At 70.0% G+C, this 12,430-nt stretch carries 9 protein-coding genes; all 9 read left to right on the forward strand.

The annotated features are described in order from the left end of the window. Positions 1 to 19: 19 nt before the first annotated feature. Entirely contained in the window at positions 20 to 952 is a 933-nt protein-coding gene (locus N4G63_RS15085) for a dihydrodipicolinate synthase family protein (RefSeq protein ID WP_314599885.1), read from the forward strand. 31 nt (positions 953 to 983) lie between these two features. Next, on the forward strand, positions 984 to 2,429 hold the full coding sequence (locus tag N4G63_RS15090) for an aldehyde dehydrogenase family protein (protein ID WP_314599886.1): 1,446 nt from the start codon (positions 984 to 986) through the stop codon (positions 2,427 to 2,429). Positions 2,430 to 2,466: 37 nt separating this feature from the next. Continuing rightward, positions 2,467 to 3,615, forward strand: a complete 1,149-nt coding sequence (locus N4G63_RS15095; protein WP_260786280.1) for an ABC transporter ATP-binding protein — start codon at positions 2,467 to 2,469, stop codon at positions 3,613 to 3,615. 30 nt (positions 3,616 to 3,645) lie between these two features. Then, entirely contained in the window at positions 3,646 to 4,587 is a 942-nt protein-coding gene (locus tag N4G63_RS15100; protein ID WP_314599887.1) for a carbohydrate ABC transporter permease, read from the forward strand. A gap of 1 nt (position 4,588) precedes the next feature. Then, positions 4,589 to 5,425 carry a carbohydrate ABC transporter permease gene (locus N4G63_RS15105; protein ID WP_314599888.1) on the forward strand — a complete coding sequence of 279 codons (837 nt, stop codon included), beginning with the start codon at positions 4,589 to 4,591 and terminating at the stop codon, positions 5,423 to 5,425. A gap of 13 nt (positions 5,426 to 5,438) precedes the next feature. Next, positions 5,439 to 6,815, forward strand: a complete 1,377-nt coding sequence (locus N4G63_RS15110) for an extracellular solute-binding protein (RefSeq protein ID WP_260786282.1) — start codon at positions 5,439 to 5,441, stop codon at positions 6,813 to 6,815. 85 nt (positions 6,816 to 6,900) lie between these two features. Continuing rightward, a complete protein-coding gene (arfA, locus tag N4G63_RS15115; protein WP_314599889.1) occupies positions 6,901 to 8,493 on the forward strand; it encodes an arabinosylfuranosidase ArfA in 1,593 nt (530 codons plus the stop codon). Positions 8,494 to 8,630: 137 nt separating this feature from the next. After that, positions 8,631 to 9,659, forward strand: coding sequence for a glycoside hydrolase family 43 protein (locus N4G63_RS15120; RefSeq protein WP_260786285.1), 1,029 nt, complete (start codon positions 8,631 to 8,633; stop codon positions 9,657 to 9,659). A gap of 69 nt (positions 9,660 to 9,728) precedes the next feature. After that, positions 9,729 to 12,365, forward strand: coding sequence for a TonB-dependent receptor (locus N4G63_RS15125; protein ID WP_260786286.1), 2,637 nt, complete (start codon positions 9,729 to 9,731; stop codon positions 12,363 to 12,365). Positions 12,366 to 12,430 lie beyond the last annotated feature (65 nt).

Here is a 12,430-nt window from a genome sequence, read left to right on the forward strand (position 1 = left end):
CTTGCCGCAAGACCCCGAGATGACCGCAACCCGCAGCAACCCCCGCTACCGCGGCGTGTTTCCGGTGGTGCCCACCAGCTTTCATGCCGACGGCACGCTGGATCTGGACAGCCAGAAGCGCGTGCTCGACTTCATGATCGACGCCGGCTCCACCGGCCTGTGCATCCTGGCCAACTTCAGCGAGCAGTTCGTGCTGAGCGACGACGAGCGCGACACGCTGGCCCGCGTGATGCTGGAGCACGTGGCCGGCCGCGTGCCGGTGATCGTGACCACCACGCACTTCAGCACCGACATCTGCATCGCCCGCAGCCAGCGCGCGCAGGCCCTCGGCGCGGCCATGGTGATGGCCATGCCGCCCTACCACGGCGCCACGCTGCGCGTGGGCGAGGCCGCGGTGGGCGAGTTCTATCGCCGCCTGTCTGACGCGCTGCGCATCCCGATCATGGTGCAGGACGCGCCGATGGCCGGCACGCCGATGTCGGCCGCCTTCCTGGCCCGCCTGGCGCAAGACACCGAGAACGTGCGCTACTTCAAGATCGAGGTGCCCGGCGCCGCCAACAAGCTGCGCGAGCTGATCGCCCTCGGCGGCGAGGCCATCGAAGGCCCGTGGGACGGCGAGGAGGCCATCACCCTGCTGGCAGACCTGCACGCCGGCTGCACCGGCGCGATGACCGGCGGCGGCTTCCCGGACGGCATCCGCCAGATCATGGACGCCTGGCAGGCCGGCCGCCACGACGAGGCCGCCGCCCAGTACGGCCGCTGGCTGCCGCTGATCAACCACGAGAACCGCCAGGGCGGCATCCTGACCGCCAAGGCGCTGATGCTGGCCGGCGGCGTGATCGCCTGCGATGCGCCGCGCCACCCCTTCCCGGCCATGCACCCGGGCACCCGCGAGCTGCTGCTGGCGCTGGCCCGGCCGCTGAACCCCTTGGTGCTGCGCTGGAGCCGTTGAGCACGCCGCCCTTGCCCAATTTCACGACGAGATGACGATGAAGCCCAACCTGATCGGCGGCCAATGGCTGGACGGCGAGCGCGCCAGCCGCAACATCAACCCCAGCGACACGCGCGACCTGGTGGGTGAATACGCCCAGGCCAGCCGCAGCCAGACCGAGGCCGCCATCGCCGCGGCCAGCGCCGCCTTCCCGGCCTGGAGCCTCTCCACGCCGCAGCAGCGCTTCGACATCCTGGACGCCGCCGGCAGCGAGATCCTGGCGCGCCGCAACGAGCTGGGCGACCTGCTGGCGCGCGAAGAGGGCAAGACCCTGCCCGAGGCCATCGGCGAGGTGGTGCGGGCCGGCAACATCTTCAAGTTCTTTGCCGGCGAGGCGCTGCGCCCGGGCGGTGAAACCATGCCCTCGGTGCGCCCCGGCGTGGGCGTGGAGGTCACGCGCGAGGCCATCGGCGTGGTCGGCCTGATCACGCCCTGGAACTTTCCGATCGCGATTCCCGCCTGGAAGATCGCGCCGGCGCTGGCCCATGGCAACTGCGTGGTCTTCAAGCCGGCCGATCTGGTGCCCGGCAGCGCCTGGGCACTGGCCGAGATCCTGCACCGCGCGGGCGTGCCGGCCGGCGTGTTCAACCTGGTGATGGGCCGCGGCTCGGAGGTGGGCCAGGTGCTGCTCGACGACGCCCGCATCGCCGGCATCAGCTTCACCGGCAGCACCGCCACCGGTGCGCGCGTGGCCCAGGCCTGCGTGGCGCGCGGCGCCCGCTACCAGCTGGAGATGGGCGGCAAGAACCCCTTCGTGGTGCTGGACGACGCCGACCTGGGCGTGGCCGTCAACTGCGCCATCAACAGCGGCTTCTTCAGCACCGGCCAGCGCTGCACGGCCAGCAGCCGGGTGATCGTCACCGAGGGCATCCACGACCGCTTCGTGGCCGCCATGGCCGAGCGCATGGCCACGCTGAAGGTCGACGACGCGCGCCTGGCCGGCACCGACATCGGCCCGGTGGTCGACGAGCGCCAGCTGGCGCAAGACCTCGAGTACATCGCCATCGGCCAGGCCGAAGGCGCGCGCCTGGTGGCCGGTGGCCAGGCCCTGCCCAGCAGCGGCGCGGGGGCGCCCGGCCACTACCTGCGCCCGGCGCTGTTTGCCGACACCACGGCGGCCATGCGCATCAACCGCGAAGAGATCTTCGGCCCGGTGGTCAGCGTGATGCGCGCCAGAAACTACGACGAAGCCCTGGCCCTGGCCAACGACACGCCCTTCGGCCTGGCCAGCGGCATTGCCACCACCAGCCTGAAACACGCCACGCACTTCAAGCGCCAGGCCCAGGCCGGCATGGTGATGGTGAACCTGCCCACCGCGGGGGTGGATTACCACGTGCCCTTCGGCGGCCGCAAGGCCAGCAGCCACGGCCCGCGCGAGCAGGGCCGCCATGCCGCCGAGTTCTACACCACGGTGAAGACCGCCTACACCCAGGCTTGAGCGGCACGCCGCACCGAGAACAAGAAGTCAAACCGCCATGAGTTCGCTGCAACTGGACCAGATCGGCAAGCGCTACGGCGCGGTCGAGGTCATCGCCGACCTGTCGCTGGACGTGCGCCAGGGAGAGTTCATCGTCTTTCTCGGCCCCTCGGGCTGCGGCAAGACCAGCCTGCTGCGCATGGTGGCCGGGCTCGAATCGGTGACCCGCGGCCGCGTGCTGATCGGCGGCGAGGACGTGACCCACCTCGCCCCCGGCCAGCGCAAGCTGGCGATGGTGTTCCAGCACTACGCGCTGTACCCGCACATGACGGTGCGCGACAACCTCGACTTCGGCCTGCGCAACGTGGGCCTGGCCGAAGCCGAGATCACGCGCCGCGTGGCCGAGGCCGCGCGCATGCTCGAGCTCGACGCCCTGCTGCAGCGCAAGCCCGACCAGCTCTCGGGCGGCCAGCGCCAGCGCGTGGCCATCGGCCGCGCGGTGGTCAAGGAGCCGGCGCTGTTCCTGTTCGACGAGCCGTTGTCCAACCTGGACGCCGCGCTGCGCGGCCGCACCCGGGTGGAGCTGGCGCGCCTGCACCAGCGCCTGGGCGCCACGATGGTCTTCGTCACGCACGACCAGCTCGAGGCCATGACCCTGGCCACCCGCATCGTGGTGATGAACAAGGGCGCCATCGAGCAGGTGGGCACGCCGGCCGAGATCTACCGCCGCCCGGCCACGCGCTTCGTGGCCAGCTTCATCGGCACGCCGGGCATGAACCTGCTGAACGTGCAGCGCCTCGAAGACGACGCCCAGGGCCTGTGCCAGGTGGTCGCTGCCGGTGGCCAGCGCCTGGCCACCCGCGTGCCCGGCCACCAGCTAACCGGGCAGGACCTGTGCCTGGGCGTGCGCCCCGAGAACCTGGTGCTGGCCGAGCCCGGCGCGCGCGGCACGCTCAGCGGCCGCGTGGAGCTGGTCGAGTTTCTCGGCGAGCGCACCCTGGTGCACGTGGCGCTGGCCGATGGCAGCCTGGTGATCGCCACCGCCGCCGGCGCCCAGCCGCAGCGCGGCGAGGCCGTGGGCCTGGCCGCGCAGCTGGGCGAGCTGCAGCTCTTTGACGCCCGGGGCCGCGGCCACGCCGCGCCGCTGGCCAGCGCCGAGGGCGACGCCGCCGCGGTGATCGCGCTGCCCCGCGCCCGCCTGGCCTGACGCCGCGCCGCCCGACCCGCCCGCCACGCCATGAGCGCCTCCGCCACCCTCTCCGCCACTGCCGCCGACAGCGCGCACCCGGCCAGCGCCACGCAGGCCGGCGTGCGCCGCAGCCAGGCCAGCAATGCGCTGTTTGTCCTGCCCTTTCTGGCCGCGCACGTGCTGCTGGTCACCTGGCCGCTGCTGCACGGCATCTACATCAGCTTCCACGACCACGACCTGCTGGCCGACGACAGCCACTTCATCGGGCTGGAGAACTTCCGCAACCTGCTCGACGACGACATCTTCCACCAGGTACTGGTCAACACCCTGCGCTTCGTGGGCTTCACGGTGCCGGCCTGCGTGCTGCTGGGCCTGGGCCTGGCGCTGGCGCTCAACCGTCCGGGCCGGCTCTACACCGGTCTGCGCGCGCTGTTCTTCGGCGCCTCGGTGCTGTCGGTGAGCGTGGTGTCACTGGTGTGGATGCTGGCGATGATGCCCGACCGCGGCCTGATCTCGCAGATGGCCGCGGCCATCGGCATCCACGATCTGGCGCTGCTCACCACGCAAGGCACGGCCATGCCCAGCCTGGCCTTCGTGACCACCTGGTGGGTCATCGGCCTGCCGATGATGCTGTTTCTCTCGGCGCTGCAGCAGATCCCGCACGAGCTGTACGAAGCCGCCGCGCTCGACAACGCCGGCCGCTGGCGCACCTTCTGGCGCATCACCCTGCCCAGCCTGCGCCGCACCGTGGTGCTGGTGGTGGTGATCGAGATCCTGCGCCAGATCCAGGTGTTTCCGCAGGTCATGCTGCTCACCGCCGGCGGGCCCAGCAACAGCACCCGGCCGATCGTGCAGTTCATCTACGAGCAGGGCTTCGTGGCGCTGACGCTGGGCTATGCCTCGGCCGCCACCCAGGTGCTGCTGGTGGCCATGCTGGCCGGCGTCTCGCTGCAGCTGTGGCTGGAACGGGCGCCGAAGGGAGGCCGCTGAGATGGCCGCGCTGCAACAACGGCCGCTGGCCGACCGCCTGGTGCTGTGGGGCGTGATGGCCCTGGCCCTGCTGTGGCTGGCGCCCATGGTGTGGGTGCTGGCGCTCTCGTTCAAGCCCAACGAGCTGCTGATGTCGCGCGCCGACGTGTTTCTCGGCCCGCCCTACACGCTGGAGAACTTTGGCGACATCCTGCAGGCCTCGCTGGTGTTTCGCTGGCTGGCCAACAGCGCCATCGTCTCGCTGGTGCAGACCGCCGGCGTGCTGGTGCTCAGCAGCCTGGCCGGCTACGGCTTTGCGCGCACCGAGTTCCCGGGCCGGCGCTGGCTGTATGCGCTGGTGCTGATCGGCCTGGCGGTGCCCGGCCAGGCCATCTTCATCCCGCTGCACCGGCTGATGTCGGCGCTCGATCTGCAGAACACCCATGCCGGCCTGATCCTGCCGGGCCTGGCCGGGCCGTTTGGCGTGTACCTGATGACGCAGTACTTCCGCGCCATCCCCACCGAGCTGGAAGAGGCCGCGCTGCTCGACAACGCCAGCCGCTTCAAGGTGTTCTGGCGGGTCACGCTGCCGCTCACGCTGCCGGCGCAGGCCACGCTGGGCATCTTCACCTTCCTGGGCTCGTGGAACGACTATGTGTGGCCGCTGGTCATCGCCACCAAGCCCGAGATATACACGCTGACCCGCGGCCTGGCCTCGATGCAGTCGAACTACGCGCAATCCGAGGGCCTGGGCTTTCTGATGGCGCAGGCGGTGTTCGCCGCGCTGCCGGTGCTGCTGGTCTACGCCTTCTTCCAGAAGTACCTGGTCACCGCCGTGGCCGGCACGGGCCGGCATTGAGCGGGCCGTCACGATGAACATCCTGCGCCCCTTCCACCGCCGCAACCTGCTGGCCGCCGCCGCCCTGGTGGCCGCCGCCTCGCTGCCTACTGCACTGGCCACGCCGGCCCCGGCCGCGCCCTCGCTGAAGGGCACCGAGATCACGCTGATGCGCTTTTTCGGCAGCTGCGAGGCCAAGTACGGCCGCACCACCGATGCGCGCCAGGCCAGCGGCGAGTGCGGCATCGTCACCGCGCTGGTCAACCGCTTCAACGCCACCAATCCCGATGGCATCGTGGTCAAGACCCAGGTCACCGAATGGGGGCCCTACTACGACCAGCTCAACGCCCGCCTGGTGGCCAAGGACGCGCCCACCCTCTCGGTGATGCACGAATCGCTGCTGGGCGACTACGTGCGCCGCAAGCTGGTGCTGCCGCTGGACGAAGGCCTGCGCGCCGAAGGCGTGGACGTGGCCGACTTCACCGAGCACGCCCACCGCGGCGTCACAGTGGCCGGCCAGACCTATGCGCTGCCCTTCGACACCTGGTCGTGGCTGTGGCACATCAACCTGAACCTGATGCGCAAGGCCGGCCTGGTGCAGGCCGACGGCAAGCCGCTGCTGCCGCGCAACCCCGACGAGCTGCTGGCCCAGGCCCAGCGCTTCAAACAGGCCACCGGCAAGCCCTACTTCGCGTGGGCGGTGGCCAACGAGACGGTGGCCCACACGCGCACCTTTCTCACCCTCGTCTACCAGCAGGGCGGCCAGCTGTTCGGGGCCGACGGGCGCAGCATCTCGGTCAGCGGCCCCGAGGCGCGCACCGCCTTCGCGCTGATGAAGCGCCTGTACGACGAAGGCCACATCAAGCGCAATGCCGACTACGGCGGCGCCAACCGCGCCTGGCTCAATGGCGAGGCCGGCACCATCGTGGTGGGCACCTGGACCATCGACCAGTTCATGGCCGAGGCCGAGAAGGCCGACTCGCCGCTGCACAAGGGCTACCACGTGCTGCCCTTTCCGCAGCTGTATGCCAAGCCGGCGCTGTTTGCCGACGGCCATGCCTGGGTGCTGATGCGCCACGGCAACCAGGACGAGCGCCAGCGCCGCGCGGCGTTCAAGCTGCTCAAGTTTCTCTATGACAACGACGTGGCCTGGGCCCGCACCGGCCACCTGCCCACCAGCCGCGCCCAGGCCGCCAGCCCGGCCTTCACCAGCCTGCCGTTTCGCGACGGTCTGCTGTCGATCACCCGCAACGGCCAGGGCCTGCCGCCCGAGGTGCCGGTGCAGCGCACCGTCGAAAACCTGATCGGCGAGGAGATCACCAACCTGATCATCGCCGGCAAGCCGCTCGAGCAGGTGATCACCAGCATCGAGAAGCGCGTCAACGTGGCGCTGCGCAAGGCGCGGCGCTGAGCCGGCGGCCCGCCGCCCCGGCACCGGACGCTGACCCAGACAGAACGCTGACCCAACCCATTAGCTCCCCAACCAAGCACCACCGATGTTCCAAGCCTCCCTCACCGTCGACCGCGACTTCGCCATTGCCCCGCTCGACCGCCGCGTGTTCGGCGTGTTCGTCGAGCACATGGGCCGCTGCGTCTACACCGGCATCTACGAGCCCGGCCACCCCAGCGCCGACGAGCAGGGCTTCCGGCAGGACGTGATCGAGCTCACCCGCGAGCTGGGCGCCACCATCGTGCGCTACCCCGGCGGCAACTTCATGTCGGGCTACAACTGGGAAGACGGCGTCGGCCCCAAGGACCAGCGCCCCACCCGGCTCGACCTGGCCTGGTTCAGCACCGAGACCAACCAGGTCGGCACCAACGAGTTCGTCGACTGGTGCCGCAAGGTGGGCATCTCGCCGATGTACGGCGTCAACCTGGGCACCCGCGGCCCCGACGAGGCGCGCCACTACATCGAGTACTGCAACCACCCCGGCGGCACCACGCTGAGCCAGCAGCGCCAGGCGCACGGCTATGCCCAGCCGCACGACGTGAAGCTGTGGTGCCTGGGCAATGAGATGGACGGCCCCTGGCAGATCTGCCGCAAGACGGCCGAGGAGTACGGCCGCATCGCGCTCGAGACCGGCAAGCTGATGAAGATGGTCGACCCGACCATCGAGCTGGCCGCCTGCGGCAGCTCGGCCCACGACATGCCCACCTACGGCCACTGGGAAGAAACCGTGCTGGAGCACTGCTTCGAGGTGGCCGACTACATCTCGCTGCACACCTACTTCAGCAAGTACAACAACCACGCGGCCATGGCCCGCGCCTCCACCGAGGCGGCCGACTACCGCAGCACCGGCGAGTACCTGGCCCAGGTCGAAACCACCGGCCAGTTCATCGAGGAGATCGTGGCCGTGGCCGATGCCGTGGCCGCGCGCAAGCACAGCGCCAAGCGCATCCACCTCTCGTTCGACGAGTGGAACGTGTGGTACCGCGCCCGCCACGGCGAGCACCTGCGCCCCACGGGCTGGCCGGTGGCGCCGCGCCTGCTGGAAGAGGTGTACACGATGGAAGACGCGCTGCTGGTCGGCGGCGTGCTCACCACGCTGATCAACCATGCCGACCGCGTGAAGATCGCCTGCATGGCCCAGCTGGTCAACGTGATCGGCCCGATCATGACCGAGCCCGGCGGCGCCGCCTGGCGCCAGACCATCTTCCACCCCTTTGCCCAGGCCGCCAAATGGGGCCGCGGCACGGTGCTCAAGCCGGTGCTGCGCTCGCCCGGCTATGCCCACGCCACGCTGGGCGAGCTGCCCTACCTGGTGGCCAGCGTGGTCGACGATGCCGAGACCGGCACCACGGCGCTGTTCGTGCTGAACCGCCACCTCAGCGAGCCGATGGACCTGCAGGTGGCCCTGCGTGGCCTGGGGGCTGATCGGCTGCTGGTCGAATCGCTGACGCTGCACCACGCCAACCTGGAGGCCATCAACACCGCCAGCGCCCCGGCCAACGTGGCCCCGCAGTCGCTGGACGGCGTGCAGCTCGACGGCGAGGCCCTGCGCGCCACGCTGCCGCCGGCCTCGTGGAACGTGATCGTCACCCGGTCGGCCGGGCGCGCTGCCAGCAGCGCCCCGCCGATCACCGCCTGAGCGTGGCCGGCCGGGCCCGAACGGCAGCTTCCGCCAAATCCCCCCAGACCCACCACCCGCGCCTTGCACGACGCCGGGTGGTCAGGGCAGCGCTTTGCCTGCCGCTCACACCGCTGTTGACTCCGCCGCTCGCCACGATGACCGCCTGCACCACCGCACCCAGCACCGACGCCGCAACCGCCACCGCCGCCGCCGCTGCCGACTGGCAGCACCCGCTGGTGCCGCAGCGGGCCGACCCGCACATCGGCCTGCACGGCAGCCGCTACTGGTTCACGGCCTCGGTGCCCAGCTACGACGCCATCGAGCTGCGCAGCGCCGCCCACATCGGCGGCCTGGCCACGGCGCCGCCGAGCGTGGTGTGGCGCAAGCACGAAAGCGGCCCGGCCAGCTGGCATGTGTGGGCGCCCGAGCTGCACCACATCGACGGCCAGTGGGTGATCTACTTCGCCGCCAGCGAGCGCGACGACATCTGGAAGCTGCGCATGCATGTGCTGACCAATGCCCATGCCGATCCGCTGCAGGGCGAATGGATCGAGCGCGGCCGCATCGCCACGCCGATCGACAGCTTTGCGCTCGATGCCACCAGCTTTGCCCACCGCGGCGTGCGCTACCTGCTGTGGGCGCAGAAGGATCCGGCCATTGCCGGCAACACCAACCTCTACATCGCCCGCCTGGCCAACGCCTGGACGCTGGCCAGCGCGCCGGTGCTGCTCAGCAGCCCCGAGCTGCCGTGGGAATGCGAGGGCTTTCTGGTCAACGAAGGCCCGGCCGTGTGGCAGCGCGGCGAGCGCCTGGTGATCGCCTATTCGGCCAGCGCCACCGACCACCGCTACTGCATGGGCCTGCTGTGGGCCGACGCCGGCGCCGACCCGCTGGACGCCAGCGCCTGGCACAAGAGCCCGCAGCCGGTGTTTGCCTCGGCCAACGGCCAGTACGGGCCCGGCCACAACAGCTTCACCACCACGCCCGACGGCATCACCGACCTGCTGGTGTACCACGCCCGCAACTACCGCGAGCTGCAGGGCAGCCCGCTGTCCGACCCCAACCGCCACACCCGTGTGCAGGCCTTCGAGGCCGGCCCCGACGGCCTGCCGCGCTTTGGCGAGCCGGTGGCCGACGGCCCCTACACGCTGAACCAGCACCTGCCGACGCGCCGCCGGCCTTGAAGCGGCGCCTGTGCCCTGAGCCCGTATCCCCGAGCCCTGTTCCAACCCCACCACGACGAGGAGACCCAGATGAACCGACACGACAAGTCGCGCGCCCGGCCCCAGGCCGTGCCGCACCGCATTGCCCTGGCCGCCGCCCTGGCCGCCCTGGCACCGCTGAGCCAGGCCCAGACCAGCAGCAGCAGCGCCGAGACCACCATCGTGGTCACCGGTGCCCGGCGCGCCGCCGAGACGGCGCAGACCATCAAGCGTGAATCGGAGCAGGTGGTTGACTCCATCGTCGCCGAGGACATCGGCAAGTTCCCCGACAAGAACGTGGCCGAGCTGCTCAGCCGCGTCACCGGCGTGCAGGTGCAGCGCGGCGCCGGCGAGGCCGGCCAGGTGATCGTGCGCGGCCTGGGTGGCGTGGCCACGCTGTTCAACGGCCGCGAGATCTTCACCGGTGTCGGCCGCGGCCTGTTTCTGGCCGACGTGCCGGCCACGATGCTCAAGCAGATCGACGTCTTCAAGACCCAGGGCCCCGACTTCGTGGAAGGCGGCACGGCCGGCGTGATCGACGTGCGCACCAACCGCCCGTTCGACTTCAAGGGCCGCGAGGTGTCGCTGGCCTTCAAGGGCGAGTACCGCGAGAAGGCCAAGAGCAAGAACCCGGACGTCAGCGCCTTGCTGTCCGACCGCCTGCAAACGCCCTTTGGCGAGATTGGCGGCCTGCTGGGCCTGTCGTACCAGCGCGGCAAGTACCAGGACGAGGTGGGCTGGGTCTCGCCCCCGATCGCTGTTGACAAGAGCCTGCACACCGTCAACGGCGTGACGGGCGGCACCGGCACGATGACCGGCTTCAGCGACGCCGGCCGCGTGCTCACCGCCGGTGACCGCAAGCGCGAGGCGCTGAACTTTGCGCTGCAGTGGAAGCCGCGCAAGGACATGGAGTTCCTGTTCGAGGGCTTCCGCACCGAGATCAATCACGACGCCGAGTCCGACTTCTTCGTCGGCGCGCTGCCGGTCTTCAGCGGCGGCGCCAACATCACCACCCTGCCCGGCACCAACAACCTGGGCACGCTGAGCCATCCCTCGGCCGACAACTTCACGCTCAGCTCCACGCAGGCCCGGCGCGACTACTCGCGCGGCGAGCAGTACGCGCTGGGTGCGCGCTGGGACATCGCGCCCCACCTGCGCGCCAGCGGCGAATACGTGCACACCAACTGGAACTGGAAGCAGTCCAACCCGATCATGGACCTGACCTGGTTCGCCCCCAAGGCGGTCGAGGCCGGTGTGCGCAATGGCGGCGGTTACCTCAACTACCCGGGTGGCGGGGTCACCAACCCGGCCAACTTCCGCATCTTCGCGTTCTTCGACAACCACCAGCACGACGAGAGCAACGCCGACGACCTGCGCGGCGACCTCACCTGGTCGCTCGACAAGGGCTGGCTGAAAGACCTGACCGCCGGCGTGCGCTTCAACGAGCGCCTGGCCCAGCACATCAACAACAAGGACGGCTTCACCTCCACGCCCGATGCGCTGCGCATCCCGGTGTCCACCGTGCCAGGCCTGGCCTGCCTGTCGGCCGACACCGGCGGCCGCTACGGCTTCAGCCAGTTCGTCACGCCCTGCCGCAACTTCCTGCTCGACAACATCAGCCAGGCACGCGCGCTGGCCACCGGCAGCAGCACGGCCAAGGCCGAAGATCCGCTGTCGTTCTACAAGATCAAGGAGAGCACCACCGCGGCCTACCTCAAGGCCAGCCTGGGCTTCGATGTGGCCGGCATCCCGATCGACGGCCACGGCGGCCTGCGCATGGTGCGCACCGACCAGACCCTCAGCGGCTACGGCACGGTGGGCAACGTGGTCTCGAGCACGCCCTTCACCACCGAGACCAGCAACACCGACGTTCTGCCCAGCCTGAGCCTGAAGGCCTCGTGGCGGCCTGACCTGATCAGCCGCCTGGCGGTGGGCAAGGCCATCCAGCGCCCGAACTTCGCCGACTTCAATCCCGGCCTGCGCCTGTACCCGTCCAACGGCAACACCACGCGCTCGGTGGGCAATGCCGGCAACCCGGACCTGAAGCCGATCGAATCGACCAACGTCGACGTGACGCTGGAGTGGTACTTCGCCAAGACCGGCTCGCTCACCGGCACGGTGTTCCGCCACAACTTCAAGAACTTCCTGCTGGTCAAGGAAGCGCCCGAAACCTACGACGGCACCACCTACATGGTGAGCCGCCCGTACAACGCGCAGACCGGCCACCTGAAGGGCTTCGAGATCGCCTACCGGCAGTTCTACGACAAGCTGCCGGGCCTGTTCGGCGGCCTGGGTCTGGAGGCCAACTACACCTACATGACCGGTGGCCTCACCGACCCCTTGCTGGGCACCACGCCTGATTTCCCGGGCATGTCGAAGAACGCCTACAACCTGGTCGGCCTGTACGAGAAGAACGGCTGGTACGCCCGCCTGGCCTACAACTGGCGCTCGAAGCTCACCGCCGAGATCAACTACCGCGGCAACCAGGGCCTGAACCTGATCGTCGATCCGCAGAAGTGGCTGGACGCCTCGGTGGGCTACCGCTTCAGCGACAAGCTGAGCATCGGCGTGGACGCCAACAACCTGCTCAACTTCGCGTACCACGACTACCACGGCCAGCCCAACCAGCCGCGCGACCTGCGCTACTTCGACCGCACCATCGGCGTGTCGCTGCGCTGGAAGCTGTAAGCCGGCCCACCGGCCCGGTGGCCGCCGCCCTGCCGGCGGCGGCCACGCCCGAACCTCGCCTCCAC

This window comes from Aquabacterium sp. OR-4 (assembly GCF_025290835.2).
Classification (GTDB): Bacteria; Pseudomonadota; Gammaproteobacteria; order Burkholderiales; family Burkholderiaceae_C; genus Pseudaquabacterium.

Excerpts from the sequence above, each read along its gene's own strand:
- N4G63_RS15085 (WP_314599885.1), top strand. The coding sequence starts at position 20 with ATGACCGCAACCCGCAGCAACCCCCGCTACCGCGGCGTGTTTCCGGTG.
- N4G63_RS15090 (WP_314599886.1), top strand. The coding sequence starts at position 984 with ATGACGATGAAGCCCAACCTGATCGGCGGCCAATGGCTGGACGGCGAG.
- N4G63_RS15095 (WP_260786280.1), top strand. The coding sequence starts at position 2,467 with ATGAGTTCGCTGCAACTGGACCAGATCGGCAAGCGCTACGGCGCGGTC.
- N4G63_RS15100 (WP_314599887.1), top strand. The coding sequence starts at position 3,646 with ATGAGCGCCTCCGCCACCCTCTCCGCCACTGCCGCCGACAGCGCGCAC.
- N4G63_RS15105 (WP_314599888.1), top strand. The coding sequence starts at position 4,589 with ATGGCCGCGCTGCAACAACGGCCGCTGGCCGACCGCCTGGTGCTGTGG.
- N4G63_RS15110 (WP_260786282.1), top strand. The coding sequence starts at position 5,439 with ATGAACATCCTGCGCCCCTTCCACCGCCGCAACCTGCTGGCCGCCGCC.
- arfA (WP_314599889.1), top strand. The coding sequence starts at position 6,901 with ATGTTCCAAGCCTCCCTCACCGTCGACCGCGACTTCGCCATTGCCCCG.
- N4G63_RS15120 (WP_260786285.1), top strand. The coding sequence starts at position 8,631 with ATGACCGCCTGCACCACCGCACCCAGCACCGACGCCGCAACCGCCACC.
- N4G63_RS15125 (WP_260786286.1), top strand. The coding sequence starts at position 9,729 with ATGAACCGACACGACAAGTCGCGCGCCCGGCCCCAGGCCGTGCCGCAC.